Genomic DNA, 20,549 nt, shown 5'->3' with positions numbered 1-20,549 from the left:
AACGTAACGTACGTACGTCGTCGTGTGGCTTTTTTGTTAGTTTTGTTCAAGTCGATTACTCCGCCTGACCGATAGGGTAGTACGCTTTGCGACCGTCGGGATAAATGCCCTCTACAAGGGCGCCATCACCATTTTTGGCAATCTCCAGATAGCGCTGCACGTCCTGGGGCTTGGTCACCTTGTTTTTGTCGATGCGGGTGATGATGAAGCCGTCAGCAATGCCAGTCTGGCGGAAGTTGCTGTCGCGGATGCCCTTGATTTTGGCCCCGCCTTCGATGCCGAGCTTGCTCAGCTCCTGGCTGGTAACAGGCTCCAGCGTAGCACCTTCGTACTTCACAGCCTTCACCACTTCAGCCCGCACAACCTCGGTGGTACCGGTAGCGTTGCGAAGCGTAGCAGTAGCCTTGCGCTCGTCGCCACCACGCAGGTAGGCTACTTTAATCTTGTCGCCGGGGCGGTAGCGCGCTACCTGCTCCTGCAACTGCGAGGAAGTGTTCACCTTGGCGCCGTTGATTTCCGTAATCACGTCGCCTTTCTCCAAACCAGCAGCAGAGGCGGCGCTGTTTTCACTTAGCTCCTCAACGTATACGCCATTGAGATTCTTCAGCTTTTTCTCCGAAGCCAAACGGGCGTCTACCTCCCGGATCTGAACACCGAGCAAAGCGCGCTGCACTACTTTGTACTTCAGCAGGTCATCCACTACTTTACTCACGATGCTGCTGGGCACGGCGAAAGAGTAGCCCTCAAAATTGCCGCTCTGAGAGGCAATAGCCGAGTTGATACCCACCAGGTCACCATTCAGGTTTACCAGCGCGCCACCCGAGTTGCCCCGGTTTACCACCGCGTCGGTCTGCAAAAATGACTCAAGACCCATCCGGTCTTCGCGCTGCAGAATACCAATGTTGCGGCCTTTCGCGGAAATAATACCAGCCGTGACGGTCGAGTTCAGGTTAAACGGATTGCCGATGGCCAGCACCCACTCGCCCACTTTCACATTGTCGGAGTTGCCGTAGCGCACGAAGGGCAGGTTGTCAGCTTGCACCTTCAGGAGGGCAAGGTCGGTAGTGGGGTCAGTGCCTACCAGCTCGGCTTTGTATTTACGCTTATCATCCAAGACTACCTCGATCTTATCGGCCTTATCAATTACATGGTTATTGGTAACGATATAGCCATTGGCAGCAATGATAACCCCCGAGCCCGAACCCATCTGGGGGCCTTGCGCCCGGCCGCTTCCGCCACCGTGATATTGTTCGAAATCTTCGCCGAAAAACTGGCGCAATAGCGGATCCATACGCTCAGAACCAGCACTGCTGCGTATTTTGGGGGCGTACTCGGTCATTACGTGTACCACGGCCGGCGTCACCGACGAGGCGGCCGCCACGAAGTTCAGGCCTTCGGGCACTACATAATCACTGTTGCGCAACTCACTGGTATAGCGCACATTCGGATCGGCGGCTACTGCCTGCGGTGCGTTGGCGTTTGTAGGCTCTAACAGCTTGTAGCCGCCCACGGCCACACCTCCACCCAGAATGGCAGAACCGAGCAGGCCGAGCATCATTTGTTTTGCTTGCATAGAGTTGAAACGAGGATTGGATAGAAGGAGAAGATTGAATTTAAAGCAAAAAAGGCAAGATTCAAATGTGATCTTACATTGACTATTAGGATGCAACCTAACGCCGGGAGGTTACTTATGAGTACAACAAAGCAGGTTTAAAAAAAGGCTCCATGTTTGGAGCCTTTTTTTAAACCATGTGCCTAGCGTACCTCAATGTGGTGCTTGTTTACTTTTTTACCGTCGAAGGGCAAACGAACGCGCAGGATGCCATCCGTCATTTCGGCTTCGATAGCTGTCACATCTATGGTATCGGGCAGGCGGAAAGTGCGGCTAAAGGTGCCATAATTGGTTTCTAGGCGGCGAACCCGGGGGGCATTTTGAAGCTCGCCATTTTTAGCTTCTGGGCTTTTCAGCGCTTTACGCTCTCCGCTGATGATCAGCTTGCCCTCTTGAAAATCAATTTGAACAGCCTCCTTAGCTACTCCGGGTAAGGCTAAGTGCAATTCGAAGCCATCCTCAGACTCTAAGACATCGGCCGGCGGAATGAAGGATTTAGCAGGCTCGGTAACGGTTGGCAGCGTATCGCGCAGGAGCTCGTTCAACACGGTATTGAAAGCGCGAGCTGGGCGAGTGGCGGGACGGTTGTTATACAGAATAGTGGCCATGAGTACAGATGTTTTTATCAGTTAGAATGAAGGCCGGTTTTGAGGCGGCGACACACTGATTCTATAAAACCTGTACCAACCAGCTACAATGAATTCTTACTGCCAGAAAGTCCTGATTTGGTTCAACAGCCAGCAACTAGCTGCAACCTGTGAGTGAAACAATATGCCATTACAGAAGCAAGACATACTATTTAATCTACATGCATCAATGACATTAAGTCATCAAATAGATTTTCCCTGCGTACAACGGCTACTAATCCCAGCAAAAAGCCTCCTGGATTGCCCGCCTATCCAAGCCAGGCATACAGCGCTGACCCTCTAGTGCTGCGTAGGCAGCTGACGACGATCAAACACTTGCTTACCCTTGAAAAGAGTATAGCGCAGATCCAGCCCCAGCATAGGGGTTACAAAGTTGCGGCGGCCACCCGGAACCACCACGTTACCGTTAATGTCGGTCTGCTGGAGCACGTTGTTGTAAGTGCTTTGGTAAGCAAACCAGGGCGTAAAGTCGAAGTGGTCGGATAAACGCAAACCTACTTCGGCCCGCAGCGCCGTAAAATCGATCGTGCGCTCTTTAGGCGCATCCTCGTCCCGCTGGAAGCGCAAGTAGGCAAATGCCTCGTACGCCAGGCGCGGCCGCACTACCACCTGGCCTACCGGAATCAGCCGGTCAAGGTCGAAGCGCAGGCGGGTCCGAGCCCGGCTTTCATTACCCGTGCCTCCCGGAATCAGGTATTCGACGCCCAGCCGCTGACGAAAGTTGTAGTTGCCCAGGGTGTTCCAGTGCCGCAAAAACAGCTCTGGAACTACATCAACGGTGAGAGGCGATACTTCGCCTCCATCCCGATTGGTACTGTACGCACCCACTCCTAAGGTTGTGCCCCAGCTCCAACGGGCATTCCAAAAACGCTCATAGCCGGCATCCAGCCCCGCCCGAGTAAGGTCAAAACCATCGAAGCCGCCCGTTGAGAAGGGCGTATTGGTTCCTAGAAACAGATAATCATCGCCGGATAACGCATATTCAGCTTGTAGCATTGGGGCCATACCCAGCCCATTCACAACCCGGCGGCTTTGACCGTGTACGACGGATCCGCTTAGCAGCCCAAACACCAGAACAACCAAAAAAGCCCCCCAGCATCTGGGGGGCTTTTTTTCGAGAGAGGCTTTATGCATTGATAGTGGCCGAAGCACCGGCAGCAACGGAGTGAGCAGTAGTATCCAACTCGCGCAGGGTAAGCCAAGCCATAAGGCCTGGACCTGTTTCGAGGGCTTTGGGGTCGATGTCAAAAGTAGGAGTGTGTACCGAAGACGTGTGACGGCCATCGGAAGTGCTGGTACCCAAGCGGTAGAAACAGGCGTCGGCTTGCTGTGAAAAATAAGCAAAGTCCTCAGCGGCCATCCACTGGTCCAGCTCCACCACGTTTTCCGCCCCCAGATACTCCTCGGCGGCGACGCGGGTGCGGGCTGTCAGCGCCGGCTCATTTTCGAGGTAAGGGTAGCCCCGGCGAATGTCCAACTCACAGGTAGCCCCCATAGCTTCGGCTATACCTTCCGCCAGCTTGCGCAGATGCACATGGGCCTCATCGCGCCATTCTTCATTGAGGGTACGGAATGTGCCCTCCACGTATACTTCATTCGGAATCACGTTGGTAGCGCCGTTGGCAATGACTTTACCAAATGACAGCACCGAAGGCAGCTTGGGATTAGCGCGCCGGCTCACAATCTGTTGGGCCGCTACAATAATATGAGCTGTAACCAGCACTGGATCAATATTCTGCTCCGGCATAGCCCCGTGGCCGCCCTTGCCACGCACGGTCATGTACAACTCGTCGGTGCTGGCCATGTAGCGGCCGGGCCGCAGACCGATTTTACCTGCCGGCAGGCGCGGAAATACATGCTGACCCAGTACGCTGGCCGGCACCGGATTCTCCAGTACGCCTTCTTTTATCATCAATGATGCCCCACCGGGCAGCTTTTCCTCACCGGGCTGAAAAATCAGCTTTACGGTGCCTTCAAACTCGGTGCGGAGCTGAGTCAGGATACGGGCGGTGCCCAGCAAGGAAGACGTATGCACATCGTGGCCGCATGCGTGCATCACCCCCGGATTGGTGGAGCGGTACGGCACCTCATTGGTTTCCTGAATAGGCAGCGCATCCATATCGGCGCGCAGGGCCACGGTGCGGCGGCTGGGGTTTTTGCCTTCAATCAAAGCTACAACCCCCGTATTAGCCAGCGGCTGGGGACTGAGACCCAGCTTTTTCAACTCGGATATCACAAAGGCTTGCGTATTTACTTCCTCAAAAGAAAGCTCAGGGTGCGCGTGCAGGTGCTCACGCAACGCTACTGTCTCGGCGGCAGCTTCGGCAGCCAATTGTTGAATGCGAGGAAGAAGACGCTGAATCACAGGATCAGATGATTTGAGGGAGAAAGAAGCAGCCATAGCTACAACTTAAAAACGAGTTTTGTTTAGCACCACCTGCGCCGGCTGCAGCTGCGCTCTGGGAGCCAGAGGCTTAATGCGCAACATAGCCTGCTCGGCCTCCAGGCGGGTCATGTAATCACCGATGAGGAGGCGATACGTTGGCTGTTTGAAGGTCATATAATCCGTCTCTTCAGGGTAGCGGCTGATGACGGCGCGGCGAATAGCCATAGCCTGGTCGCGCTCCAAACCAACGTAGGCCAGAATGCGGTAGCCCTGGGCATACTTTACGTTCTGGTTGGTGAAGGCCTGATCGCGCAGGCGCTGGTCGATCTGGCTATTTACGTGGTTAGTAGGCGTTATAGTAGGCTTGGATCCGGCAGGAGTAGTGGCAGCCGACGGTGAGGTGAACACGGGGCGGTAGCGGCTCAGGTCTTCGGCCGGAGCCGACTCGCGACGACGCGTTGTATCAGGCGTGGTGGTCTTGCCTACTGGACCAGAAGCCGCACACGAAGCCAGCGAGAGCAAAGCGGAAAACAGGAATACGTTACGCAGCGGGAATTTCATCTTCTTTCAGCAGAGCCAAACTATTGGAGGAACCTAGTCGGTGGGCACCGGCGGCCAGCAACGCCAGCGCCGCCACCCGGGTACGAATGCCCCCCGCCGCTTTTATGCGGACTCTGGGGGGCAAATGTTCGCGCATCAGCGTAATATCGGCCACGGAAGCGCCGCGGGCCGCGAAACCAGTAGAAGTTTTAACAAAATCGGCCCCTACGGCGGCGCAGATCCGGCAGGCCGTTATTATCTCATCTTCCGTCAGTAAGGCCGTTTCAATAATCACTTTCAAAATAGCATTTTTGAAGTGGCATAGCTCGACAAGCTGGCCAATCTCGTCTTCTACCTCCTCTACCCTACCCGATTTAAAGGCACCAACGTTGATAACCATGTCAATCTCGGTAGCGCCATCATTGAGCGCCTGGTGAGCTTCAAAAAACTTGACTTTGGTAATCTGATACCCCAGCGGAAACCCAACCACCGTACACACCGGAATTGCCCCCCGAAGCTGCTCCACGGCGTAGCGCACGTAGCAGGGCGGCACACATACCGTAGCAAAACCGGACTGAACTGCTTCGGCGCATAGCTGAGCTATTTCATCCGGGGTGGCATCAGGTCGTAGTAGAGTATGATCAATAGAAGCGGCAATCTGGGTGGAGGAAAGGCTCATAGACCGAAATAACAGGAAGGCAAAGGTAAGGTAGCGCTAATACGGATTTGCACAGCCACTCTCTTTGCTTTAGTAAGCTAATGGCCTGTGCTTTCAGTGCGAAGCCTACGCAGAAACATTGCCAAATAACAAGTGGCAGGCAGCTTCCTAAAAAGCCACCTGCCACTTACTTCAATTGCAAACCGCGTGGCTGCTATTACCCCACCAATACGCAGCGGTTGTTCAGCACATCGTCCTCCACGGTCTTGTACTTCACGTCGCGCACGATGCGGCCGTCCATGTACTGCACGCTTACTTTCTCGTTGCGGTTCGCGATTTTCTGGGCGCGCACGGGCTGCTGCTTTTCCAGCACCGGCACGGGCTCCGGGCCCATATCCTCGGGGCCGGCGCCGAGCGAAACAGAGGAAACTTCCTTCTGTGCCTTCAGCTTGGGGGCTTTGGGTGCGGGGGGCAAATCGGCCTCTACAAAGAACTCCGGCTCCTGGGTGTGGCCGTTCTCCTGCTGCATCGGGATGTCGGCGCGGAAGAGGAAGGATACAGTTTCCTCGTTCACCTTGCCAATCATCTGCTTGAACAGCTCAAACGACTCGAACTTGTACACCAACAGCGGGTCTTTCTGCTCATACACGGCATTTTGCACTACTTGCTTCAGGTCGTCCATCTGACGCAGGTGCTGAGTCCAGGCCGTATCAATAGTTGAGAGCACCACGATTTTCTCCATGCCACGAATCGTTTCGTGGCCTTCGGTGGCCTGGTTGCGGCGCAGGCTGGTAACTACCGTAATCTGCTTGCGGCCATCAGTAAAAGGAATGGCGATGTTCTCGAAGGGCGCATTCTGCTTAATCAAATCATTGACCAGCGGCAGGGTATTAGCCGCGATGTGCTCATTCTTGCTCTGATAATAGCCTAATGCCTCATCGTAGAGCTTCTGGGCCAGTGCCGGCACTTGCTGACTGCTCAGGTCCTGAGCCGTGAGGTGGGTATCGTAGCCAAACACCCGGATAACGGCCAGCTTAAAGTCCTCAAAGTCGTTGCTGATTTTGTGGACGCTCACGATGTCGTCGCAGACGTCGTAAATCATGTTCCAGATATCCAGCTCCAAACGCTCGCCAAATAAGGCGTTGCGGCGGCGCTTGTACACCACCTCGCGCTGAGCGTTCATCACGTCGTCGTATTCCAGCAGGCGCTTTCGGGTACCGAAGTTGTTCTCCTCCACTTTCTTCTGCGCCCGCTCAATGCTGCTCGTAATCATCGAGTGCTGAATCACTTCGCCTTCCTCCAGACCCATTCGATCCATGAGTTTGGCAATGCGGTCCGAGCCAAACAGACGCATCAGGTTGTCTTCCAGCGACACGAAGAACTGCGACGAACCCGGGTCACCCTGCCGACCGGCCCGACCACGCAGCTGCCTATCGACGCGGCGGCTTTCGTGGCGCTCCGTACCAATAATAGCCAGACCACCAGAGTCGCGCGAGGTTTCTTTCAGCTTAATGTCGGTACCACGACCAGCCATGTTGGTGGCAATAGTCACGGTGCCGGGGAAGCCGGCGCCGGCCACAATCTCCGCTTCGCGCTGGTTTTGCTTGGCGTTCAACACCTGGTGCTGAATACCGCGCAGCTTCAGCATACGGCTTACCAGCTCCGAAATCTCTACCGAAGTAGTACCTACCAGCACCGGGCGGCCAGCTTGCACCAACGTCTGAATTTCCTCGGCTACGGCGTTATACTTCTCGCGCACGGTCTTATACACCTTGTCGTGCTCGTCCTGGCGGGAAATCTGACGGTTGGTCGGAATCACGACCACGTCGAGCTTGTAAATCTGCCAGAATTCGCCCGCTTCCGTTTCGGCCGTACCGGTCATGCCGGCCAGCTTATGGTACATGCGGAAGTAGTTCTGAAGCGTAACCGTGGCGTAGGTCTGGGTGGCGTCTTCTACGCGCACGTTCTCTTTGGCTTCAATAGCCTGGTGCAAGCCATCGGAGTAGCGACGACCTTCCATCACGCGGCCGGTCTGCTCATCCACGATTTTCACCTTGCCGTCGTCAGTCAGGATGTACTGGTCGTCGCGCTCAAACAGCGTGTAAGCCTTCAGCAACTGGTTTACGGTGTGTACCCGCTCCGACTTCTCCTGGTAGTCCTGCATCAGCTTTTCCTTCTGGTGCAGCTTATCCTCGTCGCCGATGGTTTTGCTGTTCTCGATGGCCGCAATTTCCATCCCGATATCAGGCATGATAAAAAGCTGCGGATCTTCGCCTTGGGCCGTAATCAGGTCGATGCCTTTTTCGGTCAGCTCAATCTGGTTGTTCTTCTCGTCGATGGTAAAGTACAGCGGCTCATCGGCCTTCGGCATCTGCCGGGAGTTGTCTTGCAGATAGAAGTTCTCCGTCTTAAGCAGAATGGCCCGCATGCCCGTCTCCGACAAAAACTTGATGAGCGGCTTGCTCTTGGGCAGGCCACGGTAAGCGCGGAACAGCATCAAGCCACCTTCACCGTCCTTACTGCCTGCTTCCGAGCCGTCTTTTCCATCTTTAATCAGCTTACGCGCCTGCACCAGGTAGTCCTGCACCAGCTTTTTCTGGGCATCCACCAGCATTTGAATGCGGGGCTTCAGCTGATAAAACTCGTGTACATCGCCGCGGGGCACGGGGCCGGAGATAATGAGCGGCGTCCGGGCATCGTCAATCAGTACGGAGTCAACTTCGTCGACCATGGCGTAGTGATGCTTGCGCTGCACCAGCTCCTCGGTTTCGCGCGCCATATTGTCGCGCAGGTAGTCGAAGCCGAATTCGTTGTTGGTACCGTAGGTAACGTCGGCCGCGTAGGCCCGACGGCGCGCATCCGTGTTCGGTTGGTGCTTGTCGATGCAGTCTACGGTGATGCCGTGAAACTCGAACAGCGGCGCATTCCACTCCGAGTCACGCTTAGCCAGGTAGTCGTTGACTGTTACCAAATGCACGCCACGGCGGGCTAGCGCATTGAGGAAGGCAGGCAAGGTCGAAACCAGCGTTTTACCTTCACCAGTGGCCATTTCGGCAATCTTACCCTGATGCAGTACTACGCCGCCAATCAGCTGCACGTCGTAGTGCACCATGTCCCAAGTGATTTCGGCTCCGCCGGCAATCCACTTATTGGCCCACACGGCCTGGTCACCCTGAATGGTAACGTTCTGCTTGCGGCTGGCGTATTCGCGGTCGTAGTCGGTAACCGTAGCGGTGAGTTGACCGTTCTCCTTGTAGCGGCGAGCCGTTTCCTTCACGATGGCGAAAGCGGCCGGCAGCACTTCCAGCAGCACGACTTCCAGCTCCTTGTTACGCTGCTTTTCGAGCGCGTCGATCTGGTCGAAGAGCTGCTCTTTCTGATTAATGTCGAGCGTCGCATCCTCGGCGATGCGCTGGTGCAGGCCGGCAATCTGATCGTCGGTAGCTTTTAAATGCGCATCGATGCGGGCGCGGACTTCCTGGGTCTGCTGGCGCAGCTGGTCGTCGGAGAGCAATGCCAATTTGGCATATTCGGCGTTGATGAGCGCCACGTATGGGATAATCTCCTTCAAGTCCCGCTCCGATTTGGAGCCGAAAATCTTGGCGACGGTTTTCCCTAGGAAATCAAACATGCTGGTATTTTTTAGCTTAAAACGCCGGGGCGCATCTCAAATTTACGGCGTTTTCGGGAAACTCCCGGCTAAAAAGCCCCCCAGCCTCCAAAACGACGAAACCCCGCCACCTCAAAGAGTGTGCGGGGTTCCCAAGTCGGCTGAGTTGTCAGGCAGCACCCCCGGTCTCTGGCCAAAATGTAGCACGAACAGAGGGACGGCGTAGCCAGGCTTCTGCTTGGCGCTACATCTCAACGGCCACAACGATTCCCCAGACCGCCGCCTGGGGTTGGTTACGAAGCCGCCGCGATCTGCTCCTGGGGGGCATTTAGCATGTCGGCGGCCTCGTGCAGGTAGCGTTGCAGGCTGACTTCCAGTGCCGGCAGCAGCGCGCCGTGCTCGCTGCCCAGCACGCTGTATGCCGGTCGCGCGGCGGGCCAGCCAAAGGCCGCCCCTGGCCGTCCCACGATCATGGCGGGGTCGAGGCCAGCCAGCGCCGTGGCGGTGCGGGCCAGCTCGGCCCAGGTGCAGGTGCCCGCGTTGGCCAGGTGCCAGAGGCCTTGCTCCTCATCAAGCAGCAGGTCCAGGGAAGTATTCACTAGGTCGGGCACGTAGGTGGGGGCGATGCGCTGATCGTCGGCAGCCTCGAACAATTCGCCTTCGCCGACAGCGCGCAGGGCGTGGTAGACGAAGTTATGCTCATCCCAAGGACCAAAAAAGGCGCTGGTGCGCACGACCAACGCGGCCGGCATATGCGTGAGCACGTCGCGCTCAGCCAGGCGCTTGCTGTTGCCATACACGTTCAGCGGGCGCGGCAGGTCACTTTCCAGGTACGGAGTAGATTTTAAGCCATCAAAAACTAGGTCGGAGGAAAAGGTAAGCAGCTGCACGGCGCGGTGGGCGCAGGCGGCGGCCAGCACGGCCGGGCCAAGGGTGTTCTCGCGGTAGCAGCGCCGAAAATCGGTTTCCGCGTCATCTACGCGCACGTAGCCGGCGGTATTCACCACGGCCCAGGGCTGATACTGCTCTAGGGCTTGCTCTACGGACACCAGATCGGCAATGTCCATGTCTTGTCGGCTCAGGAGCACCGCTTTGATGCCACGGGTGTGGCAGATGCGGTGAAAGGCGCGGCCCAGCGTGCCACTGGCCCCGGTAATAAGCAGGGGCGGAATAAAGGGGACTGGCTCGGGTAAAAGCTCGGGTAGAATTCGCATAAGTAAAACGGACAAGTGACTATATGTGACAATGATGGCGGTAATGCAGGCGTACGTCGCGCTGCCACCAGCCTTCGGACCGCAGGACGGGGTGGTCGTAGTGGCCGTGGCGGGCCAGGCTCCGCACCATATTGAAGAGGGCAGTGGGCCGGGGCTGGCCGCCGCGCACGTCGAACACCCCGGTTTCGTAGTGGCCGTCGTCGCGGGTGAGCAGGCTGTTCCAGTCGAAGGCGCCCAGCAAGGACCAGACGGTAACGGCCTCTATCTGTACGCCCTCGGCGCGGAGGGCGTTGGCGGCCTGGCAGGTTTGGTGGACCCAGCGCATCTGCTCCTCGCGGGTGCAGGCCAGGTGGGCTTCCGTCACGGCCAGGGGCAGCTGGTAGCGCGTCCAGGCTTCGGTCAGCAGGCTTTGGATGCCTGTCAGCCGGGCCGGACCCACGCGCACGGCTTCCACGTCGGCGTAGTCGTCGCGACCGTTGCCGCCCACGATGGCGCAGTGCGCGGGGTAGTGGTGCAGCTCCTCATCGAGGTAGCGCTCACTGGTCACGTAGTAGTTTAGGCCGATAATATCGGGCGGCAAGGGGTTTTGCACGAATTCGTGCAGCTCGGCCTCCGTGGCCTGGCTATGGCGCAAATACCCCCAGAGCGGGTGCTGCTCATTCACGCGCCCGCAGAGCAGGTCGTAGGTCAGCCAGCGCCGATGGTTCTCAAACTCGGCCTGATACGCCAGCGCGGGCGTACTGTGGGTCTGGCCCAGATCCTCGGTTTGGACCAGTTTAGCCGCCGGCGTCACTTCCCGAATGGCCAGCATGGCCAGCCTGGTAGCTTTTAGCTGGTTGAGCAAGATGCGCACGAAGGTTGCGTCGTCGTGGCCGTGCGGATACCAGAAGCCGTACAGCCCGCTGAAGCGGGCCGTGGTCAGGGGCTCGTTGATGGGCGTGAAGTGCGTCACCCAGGGGTAGCGCTCCGCTACCAGACGGGCATAGCGGGCCAACTGGGGGGCAAAATCAGCCTGATCCAGGGCAGTATAGCGCGGCCCGCTGCCGTGGTGGACGAGCCCCACAATGGGGTCAATGCCCAGCTCCCGCAGGCGGGCAAGGCGCTCGTCGGGCCAGCGCCAGTCGGGCTCATCAAGGCTGTGGGGGGCAATTTGCTCCCACAGCACCGGGTAGCGGAGCTTCTGCAGGCCCAGCTCGGCGATGCGGTCCAGATCGGAGAGGCGGGTGAGATGCCCGCTGCGCTGTAGTTGGTTGGAGTAGGTATCGCCGATTCGGCGAATACTGCATTCTATTCCGCCCCATAGTGGTACTGCGGCCATAAGCTGTTGCCAGTTATGAGCTGCTCGCGGCCCGTTTTTCTATTGCCTAGAATTGTGTTGGCCAGGCTGCTAAACGGCTCTGTCATCCCGAGCAGAGATGAGGGCTTTAGTGGAAAGACCCTGTACTCTACGCAGGATGACAGATGCAGTTTATTTTCCTGTCTGGGTAAGCGTTGGCCGGGCGGCGGCCAGCCCGGTTTATTCCTTCGCCGGAGCGCGGGAAACGAGTTTTTCTACGAGTGAGGTCGAGCCGGAAATAGCGGGCTTCTTGGCCTTCTGCGCTTCCTCGGTTTTCTCCGTCAGCCTCTTGTACAAGGTCAGGGCCTGGGCTACTACCTGGTCCATGTTGTAGTACTTGTACGTGGCCAGACGACCCACGAAATGCACGTTGGGCGTCTCGTCAGCCAGCTTCTTGTACTTGTTGTATAGGTCGGCATTTTCGAGGCGCGGAATGGGATAGTATGGGTCTCCCTCCGCTTTCGGATACTCGTACACCACGCTGGTTTTGGGGTGCTGCTGGCCGGTGAGGGCCTTAAACTCCGTAATGCGGGTGTACAGATGCTCGTTGGGGTAGTTCACGACCGGCGCGGCCAGAAACTTCTCCACGTTCAGCGTTTCGTGCTTAAACTCCAGCGAGCGGTAGGGCAGCTTGCCAAACTTAAAGTCGAAATACTCATCAACCGGACCCGTGAAGATGATTTCTTTGAATGGGATGAAGTCGATGATGTCGTGGTAGTCGGTGTTGAGCATGATCTTGATGTTCGGGTGGTCGAGCATCTTCTCAAACATACGCGTGTAGCCGTGCAGCGGCATGGCCTGGTAGGTGTCCGTGAAGTAGCGGTCATCGCGGTTGGTGCGCGTAGGCACACGCGAGGTCACCGATTTGTCCAGCTCCGAGGGGTCCATGCCCCACTGCTTGCGGGTGTAGTTCTTAAAGAACTTCTCGTACAGCTCGCGGCCCACTTTGCTCACCACCACGTCTTCCGAGGTCTTGATCACCGGAATGCTCTCGGCCAGCGACTCCAGAAACTGCTCGACCTCAAAGCTGTTCAGGCTCAGGCCATACAGCTTGTTGATCGTGTCCAGGTTGATGGGCATAGGCACCATCTGCCCATCCACGGAAGCCAGCACGCGGTGCTCGTAGGGGCGCCAGTCGGTGAAGTTTGTCAGGTATTCGAATACGTCCTTGGAGTTGGTGTGGAAGATATGGGGGCCGTATTTGTGGACCAGGATGCCTTCTTCGTTGTAGTGGTCGTAAGCATTGCCCGCAATGTGGCTGCGCTTATCAACGATGAGCACTTTTTTATTGGAGCGTGTAGCCAGCCGTTCGGCCAGTACGCTGCCAGCGAAGCCGGCCCCAACGATCAGATAATCGAACATAGCTAAGTTTGTGTTTTGGTGAAAGAGATAGGGGCAGAAAAGCTACTATAAGTGTGATCAATTACGAGGACTATCCCCGATTCGGTATTGTCCAATTAGTTCTTGTCGGCTAAGCGCTGCTGCATCAGGTTTACCATGCCTTGCCAGGTAAGATCCCAGGAAATGGTAGCCAGGTAAACATCCGTGCGGGCGAGCCACTCAGCATCATCTTTTTGCTGTAAAGCCCAATTTATTGCTTGCCCGAAGTCGTCGGCATTAGAAGCAATCTGTACCAGGTTTAACTCACCGTAAGGCCGCACTACGTCCCGAATGGGTGTACTGACTACCGGCTTGCCCGCAGCCAAGTACTCGGGTGTTTTGGTGGGCGAGATAAACTTAGTACTCTCGTTATCAGCGAACAGCAGCGTTGCTACATCCCAACCCCGCAAATACATAGGGAGTTCCTTATAATCTTTGCCCCCCAGATAATGAATATTGGCAGTGCGGGGCAAGACAGCGTCTTCGATCTTCACTACCGGCCCAATAATGACAAACTGCCACTCCGGGTGAGCATTGGCTAGTTGGCCCAGCAATTCTATATCCAGACGCTCATCTACCACGCCAAAGAACCCGACGCGCGGATGTGCAATTTTAGCCTGGTCGGCCGGGTCGGTGCCGGCTTCGCGGGCCTGGCCAAAATGAGCTTTATCAATGCTGCTCGGAAAAGCATGCGCATCAGCGTGCTGCTTGCTTTTGGCCTCGTACAAACTTTGCCCCCCAGTAAAAACCAGGTCGGCACGCTCAAATAATTCCTGCTCCAACTCACGCAGACGCGGGGGGGCAAATTTGAAATTTGCCAATTCATCCATGCAGTCATACACGGTAAGAGCAGCCCGTAAATGACGTGATTTGCTTAGCGCCATTGGCGTATAGTACCACGCTACGAACTGGCTAATACTATTTTGAGCGAAATACTGCGTCAGCAGCTTCGCTTGCGCCTGATCAGCAGCTTCTTCATCCAGACCAGCCGGCAGGTGAGCTACCAGCACTTTCAGGCCATTCTGTCGCTCTTTTACTTCAATGTGAGCTTCAAGAGACTTTTTATCTCCATGCACAAATGGCTCTTCTACATAGAAAACCCGCCCGTACTGCGCGAAACGCGACAGTAAATGCTGAGGACGCTGCCACACAAAATCCCAATGCAGGTGCGCAAAGCAGACCAGATCAGGTAAAGTGTAAGAGGAGAGAGTATTAGTAGTCGGGTGAGAAGAGGCAGAAGTTTGGGTAGGTACTGAGGCTGAAGCGCGCGTAGGCGTTCCCGCCGAGGTGGAAATCGGCATAGACAAAAGGCTAGAAAGTATCGTGGTAAACCGGATGCGCTAACTCAACAGTATAATTCTCCGATGCTACAACGCTTAACTTATACGGACGTTTGCTAAAAAGGATACCACTTTCTCAATGCTATTTTAATTAGCAAAAAACAACCTCAACGCTATTAAGTCTCCCTTTAGTCCTAAAACGTGTAAGTATTTAATATACCGCTCATTGCCTCGTACAATAGTTTTTATAAAATTTTCTGAAGCTCAACAGCATCATTCCACCCGGCATCTGTCCGTAGCCACTCCTGCCGGATGCCAACCCGCCGGAAACCTGCCTTCCTAAACAGGCGTAAACTAGCTTGGTTGGTAGCTGCTACCGTACAATACAACTGATGTAAGCGTAGCGTGAGCCGAGCGTACTCTAGGCCCACCGCTACTGCCGCCAAAGCATAGCCACACCTGCGTTCGGCGCTCAAAATAGTAATGCCCAGGCCGGCCCGCAGGTGTAGCGGCTGGAAGTCGAATATATCGAGGATACCTACGGCTCGCCCATCCGTCGGAGCGCAGATAACGAGCCGCAGTTGGCGTACCTCATAGAAGTCGGCGGCCGCATGAGCCAGATATTCGCGCAACGCATAGCGCGACACCGGCGCCATCGTGTCCGACACCCCCCAGATAGCTGGATCATTTTCCAACGCGTACAGAAACTCCAGATCGGAGTCTTCGAGGGCACGCAGAAAAACCGGGGCAGATGACATTGAGTTGAAATACAGGATGTGCAGTAGACGTTACCAGCCAGCTGGGGGGCAAAATGGCAAGCGGCTAGACGGCTATGCTGCCCTCAAATACGCGGACGGCCGGACCGTTGAGGTAAATGTTAGTGAAAGAGCCATCGGGCTGGGCTTCGAAGGAAACCCGGAGGTCGCCGCCGGGCGTGCGTAGGTGTACTGGGCTGATAGCACCACGCCGGGAAGCGGCCAGCGCAACGGCTGTCACGCCGGTTCCACAGGAAAGGGTTTCATCCTCCACGCCCCGCTCGTAGGTGCGCACCTGCCAGGGCAAATCAGGTGTGGGGGGGATTTCCGCGAAGTTTACGTTGGTTCCGCGCTCCCGAAACCGCTCATTATAGCGAATGGCCCGTCCTTCATTGACCACGTTTAGCTCCGTCAATCGACTTGGGTCTAGAAAACGCACGATGTGGGGCGAGCCCGTATTCAGGAATACGCCGTCTTCGCCTACCTCCTGCTGGCCCAGCACATCCTGCATGCGCAGATTCACGGTGCCATCGGCCTCAATATGAGCTTCGTGCGCACCATCGGCGGCAATAAAGCGGGTTTCATTTTCAATAACCCTCAAGTGGTGTGCGAAAGCCACAGTACAGCGCCCACCATTACCACACATTGAACCCAGATACCCATCGGCGTTGAAATACACCATCTCGAAATCAAAGTCGACGTGCTGACGCAACAGAATCAGGCCATCGGCCCCAATTCCAAGCCGCCGGTCGCAGAGGCGCCGCACCAACTGATGGTTGCTCGCGTCGAACTGCTGAACGCGGTCATCCACCATCACAAAGTCGTTGCCGGTGCCCTGGTATTTATAGAAACGAATAGTCATAAAACAAAGGTCGCATTTATGGGCCGTAAAGTGTACTTCGATGTCGGCACCGGAATTATGTAACCAACTTGGTTCGTACCAAGGCCAACTGACCGGCATGCTACACATACGCTGTATCAGGAAAGCTACTCCTTCCGGTCCTAAAATAACCCGATCAAACGCAAAGGCTTACGCGCCTGCCTTACCTTTGGCCACCCACCCGGCGGCAATTTCACTCCACTCTATGTACTCTTTCCTCACTACCGGCACTTGGCCCGATTATGAGCTGCTCGACGCGGGCAACTTTGAAAAACTCGAACGCTTCGGGCGCTACGTGCTGGCCCGGCCCGAGCCCCAGGCCATTTGGGACCAACATTTGCCCCCCAGCGAGTGGGAACGCGCCCACGCTACCTTCCGCCGCGAAAAAGGCAGCCAGGAACGCGGCCAATGGCAGCTCAAATCCGGGATGCCCGAGCAATGGGCGATTAACTACGACCAGGGCGACCTGCATTTGCGCTTCCGACTGGGGTTGTCGGCGTTTAAGCATGTTGGGCTTTTCCCGGAGCAGGACCCTAACTGGCGCTTTATTTTTGAGCAAACCAAAAAGCGCCGCGCGGCTCAGCCGCGGGTGCTCAACCTGTTTGCCTACACTGGCGCGGCCACGCTGGCTGCCCGCGCCGCCGGTGCCGACGTTACCCACCTCGACTCGGTGAAGCAAGTCAACTTCTGGGCCCGCGACAATATGGAGGCCAGCCAGCTCGATGGTGTGCGCTGGCTCGTGGAAGATGCCATGAAATACGTGCGCCGGGAGGTGAAGCGCGGCAGCAAATACCAGGGCCTCATCCTCGACCCGCCCGCCTACGGCCGTGGCCCCAACGGTGAAAAGTGGCAACTGGAAGACGAGTTGAACGAGCTACTGAAACTCTGCAAGGAGCTACTGGATCCGCAAGACCATTTTTTTCTGATCAACTTGTATTCGCTGGGCTTCTCGGCGCTCATTCTCGACAACCTGGTTGCCAATATCTTCCCGACCATTACAGGCACCCGCGAAATCGGCGAAATCTATCTGCACGACCAAGGGCAGCGTAAGCTGCCACTGGGTACGTTCTGCCGGTTTAGCTCGTAGACCTTCCCGTTAGAAGTCAGACTTTCCATTGACCACCTATCCCATGACAATGACCAAATCGCCGCGTCTGGCCCTAATTGACATGGGCACCAACACATTTCATCTGCTCATCGTAGAAATGCCCCCCACGGGCTCCGGTGCCGAGCCCACCGTCTTGCTGCGGACCAAAGTGGGCGTAAAATTGGGCGAAGGCGGCATCAGCAACGGCGAAATCGCGCCTGAAGCCTTTGCGCGGGCTTTGCATACGCTGGCGGCTTTTCAGGAGGAAATAGAGCTACACCAGGTCATGGATGTGCGTGCTACGGCCACCAGCGCCGTGCGCAGCGCCCGCAATGGCGTGGAACTGGCGGAAGCCATTTTTGAGCAGACAGGCATTAAAGTCGATATTATTCCGGGTGACCGGGAAGCGGAATTAATCTGCCACGGCATGCGGCAGGCCGTAGCTCTAGGTCATACTCCTCATCTGCTGGTTGATATTGGCGGGGGCAGCGTGGAGTTTATTATTGCCAATGGGGATACTATTTTTTGGAAGCAAAGCTTTGAAATCGGGGCCCAGCGTCTGCTCGACCTGTTTTTCAAGCATGACCCGGTTACGGCCGACGATGTACGCGCCGAGCAAGCATATCTGGCGGCGCAACTCGCACCCCTGACCGCCGCCGTGCGGCAGTTCCAGCCAGTTGCCCTGGTAGGGGCCTCCGGCACGTTTGATACTCTGGGGGATTTGCAGGCGGCTCAGCGCGGCGAGTTTCGTCCCGACATGCCACCACCCGTTACCGAAATCACACTCCAAAGTTTTTACCAAAGCTACGAGTTGCTGCTCACCACTACCCACGCGCAGCGCCTGGCCATGCCCGGCATGACGCCCCTGCGTGCCGACATGATTGTGGTGGCCTGCATCCTGATCGATTTCATCTTGACAACCTACCAATTTACCGCCACCAACATACGGGCATCGTCTTACGCGTTGAAGGAAGGCTTACTGGCAGAGATTCTAAAGTCCTGAATCCACCCGAACCGGCGCTTGTAAGCTGCTACCACTTCGAAAGCCGAAATTTGCCCCCCAGCAGTCCTGATCCCCGTTTTTCACTCACTGGTTCGCATTAATTCCTTGATGCACGTCAGCGCCCGCCAGTATTACCTGCTATGACTTTTTCCTACAATCACCTGTTCACGTTCACAGAAGCCATCTTTCGCAGTATTGGCTGCCCTGAGGCCGACGCTGTACAGGCTACGGAAGCGCTGCTAGCGGCTGACCTGCGCGGCATCGACTCGCATGGCGTAGCCCGGCTCATTGGCTACGTGCGTCTTTGGGAAGCAGGCCGCATCAACCCTACGCCGCGGGTGGGTGTAGTGTATGAAACGCCCAGCACGGCCGTAGTGGATGGTGATGGTGGCCTGGGCCTGGTGGTAGCGCCCAAAGCTATGCAGGTAGCTACAGAGAAAGCTCGTTTGGCAGGTACTGGCTGGGTATCAGTTAAAAACTCTAACCACTTCGGCATAGCCGGCTACCACGCCATGAAGGCCCTGGCCCACGACATGATTGGCATTGCCATGACGAATGCCAGCCCTTTGGTAGCTCCTACGCATTCGCTGGACCGTTTGCTGGGCACTAATCCCATTGCCGTAGCCATTCCGGCCGGTGAGCAGCCCGATTTTGTGGCTGACTTTGCCACTACGACAGCCGCCAACGGTAAGCTTGAGATGTTGCAGCGCAAGCAGCAGCCCGCGCCTGCTGGCTGGATTCAGGATGCGCAGGGACATTCCTCGACCAACCCGAATGAGTTGAAAGACGGGGGCGCCTTATTGCCGCTGGGGGGCGAAACTGGTTCACATAAAGGCTATTGCCTGGGCAGCGTGGTCGATATTTTTTCGGCGGTATTATCCGGTGCTAACTATGGACCTTGGGTACCACCTTTTGTTGCCTTCCTCCAGCCGCCTGCCGACTCAGTGGGCCAAGGCATTGGCCACTTCTTTGGGGCCATGCGCGTCGATGCCTTCCGCCCGGCCGCCGAGTTCAAAGCCCATATGGATAACTGGATTTCCACTTTCCGTCAGGCCCGCGCCGTGGATGGTCAGCAAGTCCTCATTCCCGGCGACCCAGAGCGTGAAATGGCCGCTGAGCGCCTGCTGGGGGGCATTCCGCTGCTTGAAATCGTGGTGCAGGATCTGGAAACGGTTGGCCGCAAGTTTGGTGTGCAGCTATAGCATCAGGCGCAACGTACAGCACAAAAAAGCCCCCCGGAACTGATTCCGGGGGGCTTTTTTATTATCAATGAACCTTAGATCATTTGATTAACACTAACCAGAGTAGATAAAGCTACATCCTGGTTCAGGTACTTGGAGGAGTAATTCGTATCGGAACCATTGAGGAACAAGCAGGTTTTGCCACCTACTTCGTCAATAATCTGGGCGTATTGATCCATGGGCAGGGCTGGGCAACCAAGGCTGCGACCCAAACGGCCATACTGACGAACGAACTCCTCACTCACATAATCAGCGCCGTGCATTACTACCGAGCGAGCCAAGGCGTTACTATTGTAACCTTCATCCACGCCATCTAGCTTAAGCGAACGGCCATGTTTGCCGATATACTCATCCTGAGTTACATAAAAACCCAGGCTGCTCATATTCGATTCGTTCTCGTTGGAAAAAGTGCTGGTCAGGTTTTCACCCGAGTTGCGACCGTGGGCCACGAGCGTATGAAATTTTACCTCTTTGTTTTCGAGGTCTAATACCCACAAACGCTTCTCAGTGGAGGGCTTTTCGAAGTCAACAACAGTCAGGAGCTGCTTTTCGCCAAGCTTGTTTTCGCTGCGCAGATTGAGGTAGCCAGTCATAGCTTTCTCAAACACTTCAAAACGCAGGCCCTGCTGCTCCACATTCAGGTCGCGGTACAAATCGTGCAGGCGCTGGTCGAAAAAGGCAGTCTCCATTTCCTTTTCCGTCGGCATTTTCACCTCTACACCCTTTGTATTAGCCATAGTGCTTTTGATGGGCGTAGCCAATGGCGTAGCCATAAACAGCGAGGCCATAAAGGGCAGCATCCGCCGAACTACCCGACGGGCACGACGCTTCAAACGCTGACGATGTACTACACTGGTCTTTTCCATCTGCTTGGTTCTTTAGGATGAGTAACTTAGCTAAGCAGAGCTTACTTTCTCCAC

At 56.1% G+C, this 20,549-nt stretch carries 17 protein-coding genes; 3 read left to right on the top strand and 14 right to left on the bottom strand.

Translation table 11 applies throughout. The features are described 5' to 3' along the window. Positions 1-55: 55 nt before the first annotated feature. The 13 genes from B9A24_RS11900 to dapF all read right to left on the bottom strand — a co-directional run bounded on the left by B9A24_RS11900 (position 56) and on the right by dapF (position 16,280). Positions 56-1,573, bottom strand: a complete 1,518-nt coding sequence (locus B9A24_RS11900; RefSeq protein ID WP_234997222.1) for a Do family serine endopeptidase — start codon at positions 1,571-1,573, stop codon at positions 56-58. A gap of 182 nt (positions 1,574-1,755) precedes the next feature. After that, positions 1,756-2,220, bottom strand: coding sequence for an Hsp20/alpha crystallin family protein (locus B9A24_RS11895; protein ID WP_084446126.1), 465 nt, complete (start codon positions 2,218-2,220; stop codon positions 1,756-1,758). Positions 2,221-2,538: 318 nt separating this feature from the next. Beyond that, a complete protein-coding gene (locus B9A24_RS11890) occupies positions 2,539-3,255 on the bottom strand; it encodes a hypothetical protein (RefSeq protein ID WP_143434915.1) in 717 nt (238 codons plus the stop codon). 130 nt (positions 3,256-3,385) lie between these two features. Beyond that, the gene (locus tag B9A24_RS11885) at positions 3,386-4,660 is read right to left on the bottom strand and encodes a M20 metallopeptidase family protein (protein ID WP_084446122.1); all 1,275 of its coding nucleotides are present in this window, start codon (positions 4,658-4,660) and stop codon (positions 3,386-3,388) included. A gap of 9 nt (positions 4,661-4,669) precedes the next feature. Continuing rightward, positions 4,670-5,206: a hypothetical protein gene (locus B9A24_RS11880; protein WP_084446120.1), complete on the bottom strand. Its 537-nt coding sequence runs from the start codon at positions 5,204-5,206 to the stop codon at positions 4,670-4,672. Beyond that, positions 5,187-5,864 carry a deoxyribose-phosphate aldolase gene (gene deoC, locus B9A24_RS11875; protein WP_084446117.1) on the bottom strand — a complete coding sequence of 226 codons (678 nt, stop codon included), beginning with the start codon at positions 5,862-5,864 and terminating at the stop codon, positions 5,187-5,189. Before deoC ends, B9A24_RS11880 begins: the two co-directional genes overlap by 20 nt. A 196-nt stretch (positions 5,865-6,060) precedes the next feature. Further along, the gene (secA, locus tag B9A24_RS11870; protein ID WP_084446114.1) at positions 6,061-9,474 is read right to left on the bottom strand and encodes a preprotein translocase subunit SecA; all 3,414 of its coding nucleotides are present in this window, start codon (positions 9,472-9,474) and stop codon (positions 6,061-6,063) included. Between the two features lie 272 nt (positions 9,475-9,746). After that, positions 9,747-10,667 carry an SDR family oxidoreductase gene (locus B9A24_RS22335; protein WP_200813915.1) on the bottom strand — a complete coding sequence of 307 codons (921 nt, stop codon included), beginning with the start codon at positions 10,665-10,667 and terminating at the stop codon, positions 9,747-9,749. Between the two features lie 19 nt (positions 10,668-10,686). Next, complete coding sequence (locus B9A24_RS22330) at positions 10,687-11,985, bottom strand: family 1 glycosylhydrolase (protein ID WP_200813914.1); 1,299 nt, start codon at positions 11,983-11,985, stop codon at positions 10,687-10,689. 198 nt (positions 11,986-12,183) lie between these two features. Next, on the bottom strand, positions 12,184-13,365 hold the full coding sequence (glf, locus tag B9A24_RS11860) for a UDP-galactopyranose mutase (protein WP_084446112.1): 1,182 nt from the start codon (positions 13,363-13,365) through the stop codon (positions 12,184-12,186). Between the two features lie 95 nt (positions 13,366-13,460). Then, the gene (locus B9A24_RS11855; RefSeq protein WP_084446109.1) at positions 13,461-14,684 is read right to left on the bottom strand and encodes a glycosyltransferase family 1 protein; all 1,224 of its coding nucleotides are present in this window, start codon (positions 14,682-14,684) and stop codon (positions 13,461-13,463) included. A gap of 224 nt (positions 14,685-14,908) precedes the next feature. Then, positions 14,909-15,421 carry a GNAT family N-acetyltransferase gene (locus tag B9A24_RS11850; protein ID WP_084446106.1) on the bottom strand — a complete coding sequence of 171 codons (513 nt, stop codon included), beginning with the start codon at positions 15,419-15,421 and terminating at the stop codon, positions 14,909-14,911. 64 nt (positions 15,422-15,485) lie between these two features. Next, positions 15,486-16,280, bottom strand: a complete 795-nt coding sequence (dapF, locus tag B9A24_RS11845) for a diaminopimelate epimerase (protein ID WP_084446103.1) — start codon at positions 16,278-16,280, stop codon at positions 15,486-15,488. A gap of 223 nt (positions 16,281-16,503) precedes the next feature. Here dapF and B9A24_RS11840 point away from each other — a divergent pair, with 223 nt between their 5' ends. From B9A24_RS11840 to B9A24_RS11830, 3 genes are all read left to right on the top strand, one after another. Beyond that, positions 16,504-17,385: a class I SAM-dependent methyltransferase gene (locus tag B9A24_RS11840; RefSeq protein WP_084446099.1), complete on the top strand. Its 882-nt coding sequence runs from the start codon at positions 16,504-16,506 to the stop codon at positions 17,383-17,385. Between the two features lie 49 nt (positions 17,386-17,434). Continuing rightward, the gene (locus tag B9A24_RS11835; RefSeq protein WP_084446096.1) at positions 17,435-18,388 is read left to right on the top strand and encodes a Ppx/GppA phosphatase family protein; all 954 of its coding nucleotides are present in this window, start codon (positions 17,435-17,437) and stop codon (positions 18,386-18,388) included. A 140-nt stretch (positions 18,389-18,528) separates the two neighbouring features. Then, entirely contained in the window at positions 18,529-19,590 is a 1,062-nt protein-coding gene (locus B9A24_RS11830; protein WP_084446093.1) for an Ldh family oxidoreductase, read from the top strand. A 74-nt stretch (positions 19,591-19,664) separates the two neighbouring features. Here the strand turns inward: B9A24_RS11830 and B9A24_RS11825 are convergent, their stop codons facing one another. Further along, positions 19,665-20,495, bottom strand: a complete 831-nt coding sequence (locus tag B9A24_RS11825; protein WP_084446090.1) for a murein L,D-transpeptidase catalytic domain family protein — start codon at positions 20,493-20,495, stop codon at positions 19,665-19,667. Positions 20,496-20,549: the final 54 nt, after the last annotated feature.

It is taken from the genome of Hymenobacter roseosalivarius DSM 11622 (genome assembly GCF_900176135.1).
In the GTDB taxonomy this organism is placed as follows: Bacteria; Bacteroidota; Bacteroidia; order Cytophagales; family Hymenobacteraceae; genus Hymenobacter; species Hymenobacter roseosalivarius.
This window is presented reverse-complemented; position numbering and strand designations above follow the sequence as displayed.